15 protein-coding genes and 1 pseudogene are annotated in these 17,602 nt (G+C 41.1%); 3 read left to right on the top strand and 13 right to left on the bottom strand.

Features of this window, described 5'->3' with window-relative positions; translation table 11 throughout:
- Window positions 1–7: 7 nt before the first annotated feature.
- From rseP to rpsB, 9 genes and pseudogenes are all read right to left on the bottom strand, one after another.
- The gene (gene rseP, locus EV695_RS02835; RefSeq protein ID WP_131904393.1) at window positions 8–1,378 is read right to left on the bottom strand and encodes an RIP metalloprotease RseP; all 1,371 of its coding nucleotides are present in this window, start codon (window positions 1,376–1,378) and stop codon (window positions 8–10) included.
- 101 nt (window positions 1,379–1,479) lie between these two features.
- Window positions 1,480–2,667 (bottom strand): 1-deoxy-D-xylulose-5-phosphate reductoisomerase, encoded by a 1,188-nt coding sequence (ispC, locus tag EV695_RS02840; protein ID WP_131904394.1) that lies wholly within the window; start codon window positions 2,665–2,667, stop codon window positions 1,480–1,482.
- Window positions 2,664–3,482 carry a phosphatidate cytidylyltransferase gene (locus EV695_RS02845; RefSeq protein ID WP_131904395.1) on the bottom strand — a complete coding sequence of 273 codons (819 nt, stop codon included), beginning with the start codon at window positions 3,480–3,482 and terminating at the stop codon, window positions 2,664–2,666. Before EV695_RS02845 ends, ispC begins: the two co-directional genes overlap by 4 nt.
- 17 nt (window positions 3,483–3,499) lie before the next feature.
- Window positions 3,500–4,270 carry an isoprenyl transferase gene (locus EV695_RS02850; protein WP_131904396.1) on the bottom strand — a complete coding sequence of 257 codons (771 nt, stop codon included), beginning with the start codon at window positions 4,268–4,270 and terminating at the stop codon, window positions 3,500–3,502.
- Between the two features lie 18 nt (window positions 4,271–4,288).
- A complete protein-coding gene (gene frr / locus EV695_RS02855) occupies window positions 4,289–4,846 on the bottom strand; it encodes a ribosome recycling factor (protein WP_131904397.1) in 558 nt (185 codons plus the stop codon).
- Between the two features lie 66 nt (window positions 4,847–4,912).
- Window positions 4,913–5,632 carry a UMP kinase gene (gene pyrH, locus EV695_RS02860; protein ID WP_131904398.1) on the bottom strand — a complete coding sequence of 240 codons (720 nt, stop codon included), beginning with the start codon at window positions 5,630–5,632 and terminating at the stop codon, window positions 4,913–4,915.
- Between the two features lie 342 nt (window positions 5,633–5,974).
- Window positions 5,975–6,856, bottom strand: a complete 882-nt coding sequence (tsf, locus tag EV695_RS02865) for a translation elongation factor Ts (RefSeq protein ID WP_131904399.1) — start codon at window positions 6,854–6,856, stop codon at window positions 5,975–5,977.
- A gap of 97 nt (window positions 6,857–6,953) precedes the next feature.
- A complete protein-coding gene (locus EV695_RS20455) occupies window positions 6,954–7,343 on the bottom strand; it encodes a helix-hairpin-helix domain-containing protein (protein ID WP_279388031.1) in 390 nt (129 codons plus the stop codon).
- Window positions 7,326–8,045, bottom strand: a pseudogene (rpsB, locus tag EV695_RS20330) (30S ribosomal protein S2); the annotation flags it as partial. The gene EV695_RS20455 and the pseudogene rpsB, both read right to left, overlap by 18 nt.
- Window positions 8,046–8,340: 295 nt before the next feature.
- Here rpsB and map point away from each other — a divergent pair.
- Together map and EV695_RS02880 are read left to right on the top strand one after the other, a co-directional pair.
- Entirely contained in the window at window positions 8,341–9,129 is a 789-nt protein-coding gene (map, locus tag EV695_RS02875) for a type I methionyl aminopeptidase (protein ID WP_131904401.1), read from the top strand.
- 392 nt (window positions 9,130–9,521) lie between these two features.
- Complete coding sequence (locus tag EV695_RS02880; RefSeq protein WP_131904402.1) at window positions 9,522–11,267, top strand: DEAD/DEAH box helicase; 1,746 nt, start codon at window positions 9,522–9,524, stop codon at window positions 11,265–11,267.
- A 78-nt stretch (window positions 11,268–11,345) separates the two neighbouring features.
- Here EV695_RS02880 and EV695_RS02885 read toward each other — a convergent pair whose 3' ends face one another.
- A complete protein-coding gene (locus EV695_RS02885; protein WP_131904403.1) occupies window positions 11,346–12,476 on the bottom strand; it encodes a phospholipase D-like domain-containing protein in 1,131 nt (376 codons plus the stop codon).
- Window positions 12,477–12,685: 209 nt separating this feature from the next.
- On the opposite strand from EV695_RS02885, the gene EV695_RS02890 reads away from it, so the two are divergent.
- On the top strand, window positions 12,686–13,462 hold the full coding sequence (locus tag EV695_RS02890; RefSeq protein WP_131904404.1) for a M90 family metallopeptidase: 777 nt from the start codon (window positions 12,686–12,688) through the stop codon (window positions 13,460–13,462).
- A 68-nt stretch (window positions 13,463–13,530) separates the two neighbouring features.
- Here the strand turns inward: EV695_RS02890 and EV695_RS02895 are convergent, their stop codons facing one another.
- The 3 genes from EV695_RS02895 to EV695_RS02905 are packed head-to-tail and all read right to left on the bottom strand — an operon-like array spanning window position 13,531 to window position 17,551.
- Window positions 13,531–15,093 carry a bifunctional aminoglycoside phosphotransferase/ATP-binding protein gene (locus EV695_RS02895; RefSeq protein WP_131904405.1) on the bottom strand — a complete coding sequence of 521 codons (1,563 nt, stop codon included), beginning with the start codon at window positions 15,091–15,093 and terminating at the stop codon, window positions 13,531–13,533.
- Window positions 15,094–15,104: 11 nt separating this feature from the next.
- Window positions 15,105–16,028, bottom strand: a complete 924-nt coding sequence (locus EV695_RS02900) for a ribose-phosphate diphosphokinase (protein WP_131904406.1) — start codon at window positions 16,026–16,028, stop codon at window positions 15,105–15,107.
- On the bottom strand, window positions 16,025–17,551 hold the full coding sequence (locus EV695_RS02905; protein WP_131904407.1) for a thymidine phosphorylase family protein: 1,527 nt from the start codon (window positions 17,549–17,551) through the stop codon (window positions 16,025–16,027). Before EV695_RS02905 ends, EV695_RS02900 begins: the two co-directional genes overlap by 4 nt.
- Window positions 17,552–17,602 lie beyond the last annotated feature (51 nt).

A 17,602-nucleotide genomic window follows, 5' to 3' on the forward strand; every position in this document is an offset into this window, starting at 1 on the left:
TTTATAATTAGTTTATAAGTCTACCAATATCATTATATATAGCCACTACCATTAGAACACCTACCACACTCATCCCTATGCGCATTCCAATAGCTTCTACCCGTTCTGAAACTGGACTTCCCTTGACCAGTTCGATGATGTAATAAAGCAAGTGACCACCATCTAACATAGGTATAGGCAATAAATTTAGCACCCCAAGACTTAAACTTACAATAGCTAATAGTGTCAGAAAGGCAGAAAATCCGATTAACGCGCTTTTTCCCGCATAATTGGCTATGGTAATCGGACCAGAGATGTTTTTAAGTGACGCTTCACCCGTGATCAGGCGCCCCATCACTTTTAATGTCATTATCGACATATCCCAGGTTTCTACAACCCCGGATTGCAAAGCTTCAAAGAAAGGCGCTTCTCTAATAAAGAACAGGTCGTTTACTTCTTTCTCATCAAATTCTCGAGCAAGACCTACACCAATCAAAGCACGCTGTTGTCCTTCGATTTCTGTTAACTTAGGCGTAAGGACTAGAGTCTTCTGTTCCCCTTGCCTATCTATCAGTAACTCTACTGGTTTATCAGCATGCCCACTAATGTACTTAGAAAAATATTCAGTAGAAACAACTGGATTACCATCAACCGTAATCACTTTGTCTTTTACCATTAAACCAGCCTGCTCTGCAGGCTTACCTGGAACAACCGTATTTATAATGGTTGCGTGCGGAGGCTGCCAAAATCCCATGCCAGTTTTAGCAAAGTAGTCTCCTTCATCCTCTAGCAACAAAATATCACTTAAGTCCAGGTCTCTTGTAGCCGTACTTCCTGACTCTGTTTTTACATGAACCTTTAATTGAGGGTTCTTCAGGTATTCATTCAATAAGGTTAAACGAACCTGACGCATAGAATCAGTTTGTATATCGTTTATTCCTGTGATTAGATCTTTTTTCTCAAACCCAGATTGTGCGGCAGGGGTACTTGCCTGTATATCACCAACATACGGCTTAACAGACTCAATACCCATCATTTGAATTGCAGCAAATGCGGCAATAGCAAAAAAGAAATTAAACATAGGGCCAGCGAGAACGACTAAAAAACGCTTCCAGACAGGCTGAGTGTTAAAAGCGCGATGCTTTTCTTCTTTAGCCACATCACCTTCTCTCTCATCGAGCATTTTCACATAGCCGCCCATGGGTATTGCAGCTAAAACATACTCTGTTTTATCTTTATCTTTGGATTTGTAAGTCCAGATTGGTTTACCAAAGCCGATGGCAAAACGAATAATTTTGATTCCTAGTTTTCGTGCAACCCAGAAATGTCCGAATTCATGTATCCCTACAAGGATAGCGATAGCAACAAGGAAAGATAAAGCCGAAATTAATATTGTCATAGTTTGTAAACTTAATTCTGTAGAAAAATTATGTAAGGTTAGTCAGTAAAAAAATAGGATAAGTTTCAAGAAAAACATAACTAAAAGGTTTAATTATTTTTTTATTGCAACCCTTTGATGTAGCTCTTTGCATGTTTTCGACTGACTAAATCTTGATCAAGTATATCATTTAAATTAGTTGGTGTCCCCGATGAAGCCTGTTCCAGTGCGTTTTCTATGATGGGCGGTATATCTGTGAATCTGACTTTATTATCCAGAAAAGCCTCAACCGCAATTTCATTCGCTGCATTTAAAGCGATTGTCGCATAGCCACCTGCATGATGTGCATCATAAGCCAATTGCAAACAACGATATCGTTCAAAATCAGGTTTTTCAAAATTCAACTGAGCAACATCGAATATATCCAACTGCTCTACGCCCGATTCAATTCTCTCTGGATAACCCAGTGCATAGGCAATGGGGGTGCGCATATCTGGATTTCCAAGCTGGGCAATCACAGACCCATCATTGTATGAAACCATGGAATGTATCGTGCTTTCTGGATGAATAACCACTTGAATTTGATCTTCTTTAACATCAAACAGCCAGCAAGTCTCAATGACTTCCAGACCTTTATTCATCATTGTTGCCGAGTCTACGGATATTTTTCTTCCCATTACCCAGTTAGGGTGAGCAACAGCTTGTTCAGGCGTTACGCTAACCAGAGATTCTAGTGTTTTCTGACGAAACGGCCCCCCAGACCCTGTTAACAATATCTTAGTAACGCCGGATTTTGCGTGCAAACCATTTACCAGAGGAGGCATTGATTGAAAAATAGCATTATGCTCGCTATCTATAGGCAGCAACTCTGCGCCATATTTATGCACAGTATCCATAAACAAAGCGCCTGACATCACTAAAGACTCTTTATTCGCGAGCATAATGCGTTTGCCCGCTTTTGCAGCAGCCAAATTAGGCAATAACCCAGCAGCGCCTACAATTGCTGCCATAACATAATCAACTTCATCTAGCGCTGAAACAACTTCTAAAGAATCTTTACCTGCTAAAACTTTAGTGGAAATACCTGCAGTCGCAAGACGCTTATGCAAGAGCTCAGCTTTCTCTTCATTAACCATGACAGCATAAAGCGGCTGATATTCTATGCACTGTTTCTCTAAATCATCGGTACTTTCGTTAGCAGTAAGAGCAATGACTTGATAATCATCTGAATGTCTTGAGATAACATCTAAAGTATTTACGCCAATAGTTCCTGTAGACCCTAAAATACAAATTCCTTTTTTAGAATTCATACTTGAATTGCGCCCCAGAAAATCCCCATGGCAAATATCGGAAGTGCAGCGAGCAGACCATCGACCCTGTCTAGAATACCGCCGTGCCCCGGAAGAATATTCCCCGAATCTTTTAGCCCCACTTCTCGCTTCATTAGACTTTCAAACAAATCGCCAGCGACCGACATAACTGCCACGACCATTGAGAGCAAGATAAAATATACCCAGTCTTGAACAGGCAATTCAAAATACCATGCACCAAAAATAGATAAAGTTGTAGCACCTAAGAGCCCTCCCAACATACCTTCTCTGGTTTTCCCCGGACTTAGCTCAGGAGCGAGTTTATTTTTACCAAATGCTTTTCCTGCGAAATACGCACCACTATCTGCCATAGCTACCAATGCTATGAGATAGATAACCAAAGATGGATGAAGCTGGTGCAAGCTTATTAATGCGACCCAGGCAGGAATCAGCACAAAGAACGCAGCAACCCTTAATAACCATTTATTTTCTTTGTAGAGAGTCGTTCCTTGCTCATAAATAGCCAGAAGAACCAGCACAAAGGCCCACCAAACAAGACCAAGCACCATGGCTAACCAACGGAAGTCACTCCAGCGATAGAGGAGATAAGACAGTAATAACAACCAAGCCACATACAAACCACGATGAAAATTCTCTAAAGAGACTAAACGCGACCATTCCCAACCACTGATACTGACAAAAACCAACAACCCTACCACTGCAAACCAAACATTTGGTAACAGTAATACACATACAAAAACTGCAGCAATTAATACAAAGGCAGTAATAAGTCGTTGCTTAAGCACTGAATCCATTATTTAACCTCATCAATCTAATCATTTTTTTCAGAGACACTTTTATCAGCACTATTTTTTTCTGCAATCACTTGTTCGCTTGTTTTACCAAAACGTCTCTGTCGAGAGGAATAATCTTCTATCGCTAAATTTAACTCATTTGCATCAAAGTCTGGCCATAAGACATCTGTAAAATAGAGTTCTGTATAAGCCATTTGCCATATCAAAAAATTACTAATGCGTTTTTCACCACCGGTTCTGATAAATAAGTCAGGGTCTGGAATTCCATACGTAGATATATTTTCACAGACATCGTCTTCGGTAATTTCGTCAATCTTTAGATCTTTATCAACAACCTTCTGAGCAATTGATTTAGTCGCCTGAGTCACATCCCAACGACCACCATAATTAGCAGCAACGATCAGTTTCAAGCCATCACTATCAGCAGTGAGTTGCTCGACCTGCTTAATTTTTTTCTGTAATTTTTCAGAAAACTGCTCGAGATCGCCAACAATCTGGAGTTTCACATTATTTCTGGCCAAGGCTTTTGCTTCGCGCTCCAATGCCAGCATAAACAAAGACATTAAATTTGAAATTTCTTCTTCCGGGCGCTTCCAGTTTTCACTACTAAAAGCAAATAAGCTCAGACACTCAACCTTTAATTCAGCACACGCTTTTACAATATCACGAACCGCTTCCACACCTTTTTTATGACCCATAAAACGTGGTCGATGCTTTGCTCTTGCCCAGCGGCCATTACCATCCATGACAATGGCAATGTGGCGAGGAATTGTTAATTGATCAGTCATATCAAGGAAATGAAGGTACTAAACCTTCATCAAGTCTTCTTCTTTGATAGCAACCACATCATCAATTTCTTTAACGTACTTATCTGTCAATTTTTGAATTTCTTCCTGACCTCTTCTTTCTTCATCTTCAGATATTTCTTTTTCTTTTTCTAACATCTTAAAATCAGAATTTGCGTCACGACGAATATTACGAACAGCAATTTTACCGTTTTCACCTTCACCCTTAACAACTTTAACCAAGTCACGACGACGCTCTTCTGTTAGCTGAGGCATAGGAATACGAATTACAGTACCTGCTGAATTCGGGTTCAAACCCAAATCAGAATTCATTATAGCTTTTTCAACAGCCTGTACCATTGGACGCTCCCAAGGCGTTACTGTTAATGTACGCGCATCTTCAACACCAATGCTTGCCACCTGACTTAATGGTGTGTCGCTTCCATAATAATCAACCATGATATGCTCAAGAAGACTTGGATGAGCACGCCCGGTTCTAACCTTCGCCAGCTCGCCTCTTAAAGAATCAATACTCTTTTTCATTCTTGTTTCAGCATCTTTGATAATGTCATTAATCATGTTCAGTCCCTACTTGTTCTTTTATCTTCTAATATTTACGATATTTTCTTTTATATTTAAACGCCGTTATTCAGGTATTACAAGTGTGCCAGAGACTTTATCTCCATTCACAATCTTATCCAACGCACCTGTTTCAAACATATTAAACACACATAACGGCATTTTATTCTCTCTACATAATACCATTGCGGTTAGATCCATTACACCTAACTCTTTAGCGATTGCTTCATCAAAACCCAGTTGATCATAGCGTTTCGCATCTGGATTCTTCATCGGATCAGAATCGTAGATACCATCAACCTTAGTCGCTTTTAGCAACAAATCAGCTTCAATCTCAATTGCGCGTAAGCTCGCAGCAGTATCCGTAGTGAAATATGGATTACCCGTTCCTGCAGCGAAAATTACCACTTCACCTTCAGATAAAAACTCACGCGCTTTAAGCGCAGAATACTCTTCACCCAGCTGATCTATCTTTAGCGCAGACATAACACGGCAATTTACACCCTGCTTTTTGATTGCATCCTGCATAGCCAGAGCATTCATTACTGTAGCCAGCATTCCCATCTGATCAGCACTTACACGATCTATTCCACCTTGTGCAAGACCTGCGCCTCTAAAAATGTTACCACCGCCGATAACTAACGCTACCTGTGTACCAGATTGCTGCTGTTTCACAACTTCTGTAGCCGTTTGAGCCAGCACATCGGAATCTATTCCGAATTCATATTGACCCATAAGAGCTTCGCCACTCAGCTTTAGTAAGATTCTTTTATAGTTTTGGTTCATAGTAGCTCAGCTCCTTTTAATTTTTGCATAGACTACACAATTATATGAATAGTTACCATGATGTATTTCTGCACAATTTGTGCAAAAAACGCCTGATAAAATTAGTTTAGTATTTAAGACTTATTTATTAACAATCACTTTCGTATTAGAAAAACAGACGACACCAACTAAACAGGGACTCAAACCTTAAAGACTCGACAAAAAAATCCCTAGTCACCCCCCCTACTTTGAGGCACTTTTTCTAATAATTAACCATAATCAGAAAAAAGCTGTTTAAATACATAAATCTTAGGCAAAAAAAAGGAGCGTAAACGCTCCTTTTCCAACTAATGAAACATTAGTTTAGCTTCCTTTCACCTGCGCCATAACTTCTGCCGCAAAATCTTCCTGTTTTTTCTCTATGCCTTCGCCCACTTCGTAGCGAACAAATGCAGTAACTTCTGCGCCGGCAGCTTTTAATAATTGACCAACTGTTTGATCTGGGTCTTTTACAAATGGCTGACCAACTAAAGTTATTTCAGCCAGATACTTACGCATACGACCTTCAACCATCTTCTCGATGATTTCCATTGGCTTACCACTTCCTTCTGCTTGAGCGATAAGAATCTCTTTCTCTTTCTCAAGCGTTTCAGCAGGAACTTCTTTCTCTGAAACACAAACTGGACGACTTGCTGCGATATGCATAGCAACGTCTTTACCAAGCGCTTCGTCACCACCAGTCATTGCTACTGCAACACCGATACGAACACCGTGGCTGTATGCATATACCTGGCCAGCGTCTGAAGTAAGTACTTCAAAACGACGAACTTGCATATTCTCGCCAATTTTAGCAACTAGGTTTGCACGTACTTCTTCAACAGTCTCGCCTGAATCCAATGGCATTGCAGACAATGCTTCAATATCAGCTGGCTTATCAGCAAGTACACGCGCACCAACTGCATTAGAGAAGTTTACAAAATTCTCATCTTTAGCAACAAAATCAGTTTCACAGTTAACTTCTACGATAGAGCCTTCTTTACCATCTTCAGATACTGTTATTACAACCGTACCATCAGCAGCAACGCGACCTGCTTTTTTGTCAGCTTTAGCCGCACCTGATTTACGCATCAAGTCGATTGCAGCTTCCATATCGCCACCTGTTTCGGTAAGCATTTTCTTGCACTCCATCATGCCAGCGCCAGTGCGCTCACGGAGTTCTTTAACCATTGTAGCTGTAATAGCCATGTCTATTTCCTCAGAAATTAAATAGGGGAAATGCATTCACTTCTGAAACATTCCCCCTAAAATCTAAATTTAAACGTATTGAATGTTATCGAGGGGCTTAAAGGCCACCCATAAGCTCATCTTGTAAAGTCTTAAGCTCGTCCCACTTACCGTCAGCAGCTAATTGTGCTTGTTGAGGCCAAGTTTTAGGCTCTTTAGACTTTAATGTAGCTACAGTATCAAGGATCGCTTTAATTGCATCGCGTTCCATACCTGCTAATTGAGCATAAGTAGTAACACCTGCTTCGCCTAGAACTTCAGCAATCTTTGGACCGATTCCTTCAATTTTCTTTAGGTCATCTGCTTCAGCAGCAGCTTTAGGTGCTTCTTCTTTAGCTGGCGCTTCTTCTTTCGCAGCAGCAGGAGCTTCTTTCTTTGTAACTTTTGCAGCAGGAGCAGCTGGCTTATCAGCAGCTTTAGCTTTAGGAGCTGGCGCAGCAGCTGCCATTTCTTCAGCATTAGTTGCAGCAGCTAAATGACCTTCAACAACTGAATCAGCAATAGCAGAAGTGTAAAGCTGGATTGCGCGAATCGCGTCATCATTTCCAGGGATTACATAATCAATGTTAGCAGCAGTATTATTAGTATCAACAACACCGATCACTGGAATTCCAAGTGTCTTTGCTTCTTTAACAGCGATGCTTTCATGACCTACGTCGATAATGAAAAGCGCATCAGGCAATGAACGCATGTCTTTAATTCCACCAAGACCTTTGTTTAACTTCTCGTATTCACGAGAAAGCATTAATGCTTCTTTTTTACCACCGCGATTGATTGTTCCGTCAGCTTCCATCTTTTCGATTTCTTGCATACGACGAACAGATTGCTTAACAGTCTTGTAGTTTGTAAGCATTCCGCCTAACCAACGTTGGTCAACGAAAGGCATTTTACAACGAGTTGCTTCTTCACGAATTGCAGTTTGTGCTGCACGCTTAGTACCAACGAACATTACCTTGCCACCTTTTGCAGCGATATTGCCAGCAAAGTTCAACGCGTCGTTAAATAACGGCAACGTCTTTTCAAGGTTAATGATATGAATTTTATTTCGGTCACCAAAAATATAAGGTGCCATTTTAGGGTTCCAGTAGCGGGTTTGATGTCCGAAATGAACACCAGCTTCCAGCATTTGGCGCATAGTAACTTTAGCCATAATAATATCCTCTTGGGTTAGGCCTCCACATATCCAATATAACAACCTGAAGACTTAAACATTTAAGCCACAAGCACCCTGCTATATCTTGGTGATATGTGTGTGAATTTGAAATAAAAAGGCACTACCCTCGATATTCCATTGAATTTCGCGAAAATCTACTCATAAATCTAGCAAATTCTGCGCGGCGCACTTTATATCATAAACAGATACTTCTCACAACTGTTTCACTCTCATTAAAAAAGTAGCATAATCCGCGTTTACCTCACTTACTAGATTATTACTAAAGGTTATTATGGCAATTCAGATCAAATCACCCGAGCAAATAGAAAAAATGCGTGTTGCCGGTCGTCTCGCGGCTGACGTATTAGATATGATTGGGCCTTACGTTGTACCGGGCGTAACTACTGAAGAGCTAGACAGGATCTGCCATGACTATATCGTTAACGAGCAGCAGGCCATCCCAGCACCTTTAAATTATCATGGCTTTCCAAAATCAATCTGTACGTCTGTCAATTATCAAGTGTGCCATGGAATCCCTAGTGACAAAAAACTAAAGAAAGGCGATATCATTAATATAGATATCACTGTTATAAAAGATGGCTTCCACGGTGATACCAGCAAGATGTTTTATGCAGGAGAACCTAATGTTGCAACCAAACGTCTTTGTGACGTTGCTCAAAAAGCACTTTATATCGGTATCGACATGGTTAGACCAGGTATTAAACTAGGTGACATTGGCCACGCTATCCAAACCTATTCAGAAGCACAGCATTATTCTATCGTGCGCGAATACTGCGGACATGGCATTGGCGAAGTGTTTCATGAAGAACCTCAGGTACTTCACTACGGCAAACCAGACACAGGCGTGACCTTGGAAGAAGGCATGACTTTCACCATCGAACCGATGGTTAACCAAGGTAAGCGTCATATAAAAACACTGCCTGATAACTGGACAGTAATAACCAAAGACCACAAACTATCTGCACAGTGGGAGCACACGCTTAACGTAACATCAGACGGCGTAGAAATACTCACTTTACGTGACGAAGAAAAAAACTGGCGCGATCTTTTACCGCGCTAGTTGAACACCAATAGCCACAAAACGACCGTTCAGACCGTAAAATAGCCCTCAAAGCCGCTATACTTGACTAAAAACCTTATTTGTTATAAGTTAATATTTGAGTGCAATGTATTTTTCAAGAAACCACTTAAATAAATAAAATTTAAGTGCGTAAACCTCATGAAACATTGCTTATGCTTACACCCGTTAGGGGTGTCGTGATGCCTTCAATTAAGTCATTTTAAAAATGATGTTAATGCAAGAACAATGGGGACTGGCATCCAATAATTTCTAATGTAAATTTCCAGAGCGAAATAATCATTCAAACTAACTAAGCCGTTATTTTTATTAACAAATACCATATAACATCAGCTATAGAGTAATACCTGCATTTCAAGCAGGGGGGACAAAACTTGTCATTTTCAGACTTTAATTTAAATAAAGACTTCATAAAATCGATTGAAGAGTCGGGCTATAAATCGCCGACAGAACTTCAAACACAACTGATTCCTTTAGTTGCAGAACGAAAAAGTGCGCTCATCTGGAGCCAATCCGCATCAGGTAAAACAGGTGCTTTCTTGATTCCTGCAATGAATTATATTCTTGAAAATCCAGCTCCTGAAAAACGTGGCGCGCGTGTATTGATTTTAACTTCACGCCGTGATCGCGTAAGCCAAATCAATTACACCATTAAACGTTTGAGCAATGACCTTGTGATGCGCTTTGGCTTTATCGTCAGCGGTCGTCCTTATCAAACGCAAATGCGTCTAATGCGACGTCCTTTGGATATCATGATTGCCACACCAGGTCGTCTAAATGATTTAATGAACAATGGTAAAGCTGACTTTTCTCAACTTGAAATGTTAATCATTGATGATCTATCCAGTATTTATAAGAAAAATCTTCAAGGTCTGGTAGAAAATATACTACAACAAGCTGGTCCAGACTGCTCCTCAATTACCTTTGTAAGAGGTGATGAAGAAATCACCCCTTACGCCACCGGCCTTTTCCCCGACGCGGTTCAAATTACTGTCGATGAGGAAGAAGAAGAGGAAGAACAAGACTCAACGAATGAGGTTGCGCAACAAGCAAAACACCCTCAACAAAAAACCGAAACAAACACTTCAGAAGATAACAACAAGAATACAAATAAAAACGTGAATAATAATACTAATACAAACAACAACACTGAAAACGTCAAAAAAGTAGACATAAAATCCGTCATGCCGCAAAAAGTCCATATTGCAGACGACTACACGCATAAAATTGCGATGATGGATTATCTCATGGACGAATTTTCAGGTGAGTCGACACTCATATACACAGCAACCAATAAAGCAGCTAAAACCTTACAAGAAAATTTAGCAAATCATGGACATACTGCCGAGTTAATCAATGAACTTAATGCAGAAGAGTTCGATGAGTGCGACATCCTGATTTATAGTGATCAGGACAATAACTCATTCAGCAATGAAGAACTTCAAACTGCAGACACTAACATCATCAATTTTGACCTGCCACACAAGACTGAGAACTACCTGAAAAGGCTAGAACATCACAATCAAGACAGAGAAAAACCAACATTACTGATTATTGATGGTTACAACTTTAACGAATTAAAACATCTTGAAAAGACCTTCGGAGAAAAGCTTCCACAAGCGAACATTCCGGGATTGGAACCGCTAAAACCATTTGTAAATTTGAGCAAACCAAAGCCAAAAGCGAAAGCAAATAATCGACCAAACCAGCCTAAAAGGAATCAAAACGGCAAAAAGAACATCAAGGCTAAAAACCCAAAGAATAATACGAGACCTGCTAAGCCAGGCGCAAAACCAAAAGCCAATAACAATAACAATAACAATAACAATAACAACAATACGCAAAAGGCCGCAGATGGCGCATCACGCCGCCAACACAAAGGTCCATTTGGCAGATTAAATGGTGGAACGCACAGAAAAAACAACGGTAAAAAAGTGGGTGTTAGCAGAGTCGGCACCGATGCACCTAAAGATAGTGGTAGAGGCTGGCAATCCGACTTTGCGGAACCAAAGGAAAGATCAGCCGACAAAGACAAGCCAGCTGTAGCTATTCGCTATAGTAAAAAACGCTCATTGAGTGTTAAGAGACCAAAAGAAATCGAATCACCTGATCCCGATTAAGCTCAAAGCTCTAAACAACAAAGCTCCAATCCACTATCAAACATCACAAAAAAGTCCCCCTAAGTAGGGGGGTGGCTTTTAAAGATTCCGCGTCATCCACAGATCCACTTTGCCCCACAACCACTCTTTAAATCGTTGAATTTTAGAGCGATTCACCCAAAGCTTATAATGTATTTCTTCACAATTCTCGAAGTCGTCTTCCAGAACTTTACGTGCAATCTCTGCACTTTGTTTACTCCGAACTTCCAGATTAGCTTCCAGATTCCAACGAAAATTCCAGCGATCCACATTTGAAGAACCGATCGTATACCAATCATCGACTAACACCATTTTAGTATGCGTAAAACGTCCCTGGTATTCGTAAATTCGCACTCCAAAGCGTAGCAATCTCGCATAATATCGTCTGCTGGCGTAACGCACAGATGGATGATCTGTAACAGGTCCCGGCAGCAATAAACGCACGTCATTGCCTCTTAGTGCAGCACGTCGCAGTGCTTTCCTGACTTTTCTCGAGGGGATAAAATAGGCGGAAGCAAACCAGACGCGGCTCTGGCATTTATTCATGCGGTTAAGTAGCACACGTTTAATTTCTAATTTTTCACCACCGCTGGTATAGGACAAACGTCCCAAAATGTCATTATCAATCGAGCCTGGTTCTATTGCTGCCGGGACAGGCTGGCCCGACCATTGACTAAACATATCGAGAAACAAGGTATGCCAATCAGAAATCACCTTTCCTTTAATATCAACAACGGTTTCACGCCAGGCGTTATCGCCATAAAAATGATCTGTAATACCTGCGCCACCGACAAACACACTCTCGCCATCGATAATCAGATACTTTCGATGGGTTCGTTTTAAATTATTTTTTAGTCCTTTGAGCGTTTTGAAACTGAGCGGATTATAAAAAGCCAACTGCACACCAGAAGATGTAAGTCGCTCTCTATCCTTCGAAGACAATGCCTTAGCGCCATAACCATCAACAAGCAACTGTACACAGACGCCTCTTAGTGCCGCGTTAGAAAAAGCGTTGATGAATTTATTTGCCACTTCCCCTGATTCAAATAAATACATCTCCATCAACACATAGTTTTCTGCCTTTTCTATGGCTTTCAACATAGCAGGAAAAAACTGCTCACCATCGATGAGGAATTCAATAGAATGTCCTTCACGCCATGGAAAAGTCTCTTGTGAGTGCTTGTGCTTCATTAACTTAAGCTGACATATTCATGAAAAAATGCTCTGATCTTAACCTGTATTGAATGCGACTCATATAGATACCTATTGAATAACTGTAGTCCAGCCCAACTATAGTTTAAAAGCCACAATAACAATTTAAGCGCATTCTAGAAAATAACCTTTACAAACTGGCCAACTTTTTCAATAACAGAGTTTACGCACTACACGGTAACAATTTCATGTTCGATTTGATTAGAAAATTTAAAGAAGAATTTATCCTGCGAAAACATTTAGTTGATGATGCTTTGTGGCTTAAGGCAATCAATAAAATTCAAATTTTAAAATCATTAAAACCCAGAGAGTTAGCGCGATTAAAAAGGCTCAGCAGTCTATTTATTTACGAAAAAACCTTCACTGGCATTCGTGGGTTTGTCGTCGATGATGAAAAAAAGCTGATGATCGCTGCACAGGCCTGCCTTCCTATTTTAAACCTCAATATGAGCTATTATGATGGCTGGATAGAAATCGTCGTCTACCCTGATAACTTTGTGGTATATCGAAACGTCACCGATAATTTCGGGCTAGTTCACGAAACCAGTTCTGCGTTAAGTGGCGAAGCCTGGTCCAGAGGGCCAGTAATACTGGCATGGACTGACGTCGAACGCGACAGCTTACATAATCACCCCGGGCATAATGTTGTGATTCATGAATTTACGCACAAACTGGATATGCTCAATGGTCGTGCCAATGGTATGCCACCATTGCATCCGAAAATGCACCGCAAGCAATGGACCGATTCACTCAGCCACGCTTACGATATTCTGGTGAATCAAATAGAAAATTTCGAGCCAACAACAATCAACGAATACGCTGCGACCAATCCCGCTGAGTTTTTTGCCGTGATCAGTGAATACTTTTTTACTGCGCCTGAAATTCTCTTTGAATATTGTGCAGAGGTCTATAAGCAATTGGTGCTGTTTTATAAGCAGGATTATTTAAAATTAGATAAGTACTAAAAAGTGCCCATAAGTGGCGGGGTGACCTATAACTGAGACTATATCTAACCCTACAACAATAATTGGGATTAGTCAGTCAACGTTTTAATCTCATCAAGCAGGCATTTCAACTGCAACGGCTTTTCAGTATTCACGGTAACAGCAAACTCAAGCTCCTCTTCATTCAACGCTTTCCATTGAGCTATTTGATGCTCAAGCACCGCAAGATCCGCATCAGACACGTCATTTTTTCTCGCAATGATTCGTTCTCGCAACACATCATTGGAAGCACTGACTTCGACAATAATAAATGACACCCCCCTACTTTTAGCCAGTTTTTTAAAAGGCTCTCTTTGCTGTTGCTTTAAAAATGCGGCATCGACCAACACGGTATTGCCAGCATTTATGATTGTCGATGCTAGCTCAAGAAGCTTTTCATAAGTTTGTTCAGATGATTCAGGCGTGTAAATGCCTTCATCAACAGCATTAGACGTTTTCGCTGTAACATCAAGAGACACATCAAACAGTCGCTTGCGCTCGACATCGGAACGTATTCTTATCGCGCCAGTGTTCTCCAGTATTTGCTGGGATACCGTACTTTTACCCGATGCAGATAAACCCCGCATAATGATTAATGCAGGTGATCGTTCTTTAGCGTAACGTAAAGCCAAAGCGATGTACGAATCAAACTCTGCCAGCGCTGTGTTTTTCGAATCATCTGTTATTTGCTGAATACGCAAGGCATCGACTTTAGCTCGCACCATCGCACGATAACTGAGATAAAAAGGCAGGATTGATAGCCCTTCGTAGTCGCCAGTAATCTCCAGATACGCATTTAAAAAACGATACGCCAGCTGATCTTGCTTGCGGTCTTGTAAATCCATAATCAAAAAAGCGATTTCGCTGATGACATCAATCCAACGTAAGTTATCATTAAACTCTATACAATCGAAAGCCAATGCTTTGTTATTCAACCACACGAGATTGCGTAAGTGCATGTCACCATGACATTCTTTGATGAAACCATCGCGTTTGCGCTGGGAGAAAACCGGTTGTAACCGGGCAAATTCAGATTCACTCCATTTTTTTAACGCACTCAACTTTTCGTCATAAGCAGATACTTTCAACGCTTCGCTTATGTGCTCAAAATTTTCTTTGACTGGTTGGGAAATTTTTTCAGGCTTACCATAATCCGTGTTAGCGCCTGCTGCCGCTGTATTTTCATGAAACGTTGCAACCATCTGCGCAATGCTATCGATGTGCTTATTCCCGAGTTTACCTGCATGAAGCATATTATCGAGTTGTGCCGATTGTGGAAATTGGCGCATTTTCACCGCGTATTCAACTACATATTCAACTGTATTGTTATCATTTGAAATAACAGGATTTTCAGCAGTACCTGAAATAGAAACAACATCCAGGTAGATATCAGGCGCTAATCTGCGATTAAGATTTAACTCCTGTTCACAGTATTTCTTTCTTTTTTCCAAGGTAGAAAAATCCAGAAAACCAAAATTCACCGGTTTCTTGATTTTATAGGCATAGTCACCGGTTAACACAACCCAGGAAATATGGGTTTCTATTAACTCTATGTTTTTAACAGGATGATCATAAACATCAGGATTTAACAGCTTCTTAATGTTAAAACTCATTTTCAGAACCTTTAAGTATTTTCACCAGTTAAATGCAGAATTTCTTTTAATTCCCTTGCTATTAAACCCGTCAAAGAGACCTGATTCGTTGGATGTTTGATGCTGTTACAACTCCAGATATTGATTACACCTTGCTCTTTTAGCGCTTCGATAGAACCTTCCATAAATAAAGCATGCGTCACCAATACCGATATAGAAGCAGGTTGATATTGCTGAAGTTGTTTTGCCGTCTGAATCAGTGTTTGACCGGAACTCGCCACATCATCAACCAGAACCATATTCCGCCCTTGATAATCTCCATCGGGCAAATTGATCTCTACGTTTTTGTCACCACGACGTACTTTAGTAGCGACACTGCTGTCCATTTTATTCGGTAAGGCAATAGCCTCGACCCATTGCCGTGATTCTCCATCAGGGCCAAGCAAAAAAGGACTATCAACATGTTGTTTTAGAAATTCTCCCATGGGCTCAGTCGCGGTTAAATTAATCGCATATTCAACCGGGATGGCTTCAGACAGTTTACTTATGCGATGCAAATGTGAATCTACGGTAATCACGCCCTCAAAGCTTTCTGACAATAGTTTGCCAATCACTTTCTGACTGACGACCTCACCCGGATTAAACGCTATGTCCTGGCGCATATAAGCCAGATAAGGGGCAACCAGTATAATCTTCTTAATCCCGAGTTGCCTTGCGCCTTGTGCCGCCATAATGAGCTCTAAGAGTTTATTATTGGGGTGATCGAGACTGCGATATATGACTATCTGAGTTGTAGATTTCAACGCTTCTGCTGGCAAAGTGATTTTGCTTTCACCATCAGGAAAGACATGGATATCAATGTCCGCATACGAAATCCCTGTGAGTTTCGCCAACTCTTGGGCTTGTCCTTTTGACTCAGGAAAACCTAGCAATAAATACCTTGAGGACGATGTCATGTCTGGCACGATGTCTGATTCGAAGACTCGATTCGATAACCATTATTTTTATCGCTAGAGTCTTTGGCAAAATTAAAGTCGGCATTAATTTCAGCGTAAATAGTATATAAAGGATCGCCCTGGCTAACTTGATCGCCTATTTTTTTATGCAAATCAACGCCCGCTCCTTTATCCATTGGCGAGCCTGCTAATCTTGCTATCTTCGCCATTTGTAAATTATCTATCGCCTCTACAGTTCCATTCTCCAGCGCTGTCACGGTATGTTTTAATTTTCCCAGCAAAGCCGGCTCAGTATTTTCACCCTGTGCTTTGATAATCGATTGCATTTTATCCAGCGCACGCCCTGATTCGAGTATATTGCAGGCTAATTTATAACCTTCACCGCCTCTAACATCAGGATCAAACTCGAGTATACGACCCGCTAATTGCAATGACTTTTCGCGTAAATCACGAGGCGCTTCAGGATCATTCTGCAGTATTTGCATCACATCGCGAACCTCGAGTACGGGCCCAATTCCTCTGCCTACGGGTTGTTTGCCATCAGTGATCACCACATCTATTTCAAGCCCCATTCGGTCACCGACATATTCAAACATTTTACGAAGTTTTAAGGCATGAGATTGTGACTTCACTTTTGCACTGGGGCCGATAGGAATATCAATGAGTAAATGCGTCGAGCCAGCAGCAACCTTTTTCGACAAAATAGACGCGATCATTTGGCTCGATGAATCCAGTGAAAGCGGACGCGACACGGAGATAAAAAAGTCATCAGCAGGTGCGAGTTTAGCGGTGCCGCCCCATGCGATAAATGCGCGCTGGTGGCGTAAAATTGAATGCAGTTTATCTAGCGGCAAATCAACATTAGCCAAAACCTCCATCGTATCTGCGGTTCCTGCGGGTGATGTAATTGCCCGACTGGATGTCTTTGGCATCAGCATTCCATGCGCAGCAATAATAGGGGTGACAATCATGGTGGTTCGGTTTCCGGGAATGCCGCCAATACAATGCTTATCAACAACCAGAGATTCTTCCCAATCGAGCGTTTCACCAGTGGCAACCATAGCCTGCGTTAAATAGAGAATTTCTTCGCGCTCCAAACCTGATTCTGCGGTTCCCACTAAAAATGCAGCAATTTCAATTTTAGAATAACGATTCGCTACGATGTCTTTACAAATATTCAAATAATCATCGGCGCTTAAACTGTTACCCGCAATTTTACTGTGTACCGCAAGAATAGAAGCAGGAGGTGTCGCGTGATTGATGCTGACAGACTCCCCTTCGGTTACGCCAAACTGGCGAAACGTTCGTTCGCACAATCCTAACTCGTCAGGAGCAACGATATTTTCATCATCAACGATATTTAGTACCGCAATGACTGGGGCTCTTCCATCGCCATCCCAAATCTCGATTTTATTCAGCGCCTGAAAACCTTCCGTGTGATAAAGGGGACAATCGCGATGCAGATACGCGACATTTTCCTTGTAGGTATCGATGGCAATTTTACGTAATTTTAAAGTGGTCATATTGAGTCCATAAGCAGCTGAAAAACCAGTTCATTGCATAAATAATAGAGG

It is taken from the genome of Cocleimonas flava, from assembly GCF_004339015.1.
Classification (GTDB): Bacteria; Pseudomonadota; Gammaproteobacteria; order Thiotrichales; family Thiotrichaceae; genus Cocleimonas; species Cocleimonas flava.

Bases quoted from the DNA above. Each gene is read 5' to 3' on its own strand.
- EV695_RS02905 (WP_131904407.1), bottom strand. From the start codon at position 17,551: ATGACCACTTTAAAATTACGTAAAATTGCCATCGATACCTACAAGGAA.
- pyrH (WP_131904398.1), bottom strand. From the start codon at position 5,632: ATGAACCAAAACTATAAAAGAATCTTACTAAAGCTGAGTGGCGAAGCT.
- rseP (WP_131904393.1), bottom strand. From the start codon at position 1,378: ATGACAATATTAATTTCGGCTTTATCTTTCCTTGTTGCTATCGCTATC.
- map (WP_131904401.1), top strand. From the start codon at position 8,341: ATGGCAATTCAGATCAAATCACCCGAGCAAATAGAAAAAATGCGTGTT.
- frr (WP_131904397.1), bottom strand. From the start codon at position 4,846: ATGATTAATGACATTATCAAAGATGCTGAAACAAGAATGAAAAAGAGT.
- EV695_RS02885 (WP_131904403.1), bottom strand. From the start codon at position 12,476: ATGAAGCACAAGCACTCACAAGAGACTTTTCCATGGCGTGAAGGACAT.
- EV695_RS20455 (WP_279388031.1), bottom strand. From the start codon at position 7,343: ATGGCAGCTGCTGCGCCAGCTCCTAAAGCTAAAGCTGCTGATAAGCCA.
- ispC (WP_131904394.1), bottom strand. From the start codon at position 2,667: ATGAATTCTAAAAAAGGAATTTGTATTTTAGGGTCTACAGGAACTATT.
- EV695_RS02890 (WP_131904404.1), top strand. From the start codon at position 12,686: ATGTTCGATTTGATTAGAAAATTTAAAGAAGAATTTATCCTGCGAAAA.
- tsf (WP_131904399.1), bottom strand. From the start codon at position 6,856: ATGGCTATTACAGCTACAATGGTTAAAGAACTCCGTGAGCGCACTGGC.
- EV695_RS02845 (WP_131904395.1), bottom strand. From the start codon at position 3,482: ATGGATTCAGTGCTTAAGCAACGACTTATTACTGCCTTTGTATTAATT.
- EV695_RS02850 (WP_131904396.1), bottom strand. From the start codon at position 4,270: ATGACTGATCAATTAACAATTCCTCGCCACATTGCCATTGTCATGGAT.
- EV695_RS02895 (WP_131904405.1), bottom strand. From the start codon at position 15,093: ATGAGTTTTAACATTAAGAAGCTGTTAAATCCTGATGTTTATGATCAT.
- EV695_RS02900 (WP_131904406.1), bottom strand. From the start codon at position 16,028: ATGACATCGTCCTCAAGGTATTTATTGCTAGGTTTTCCTGAGTCAAAA.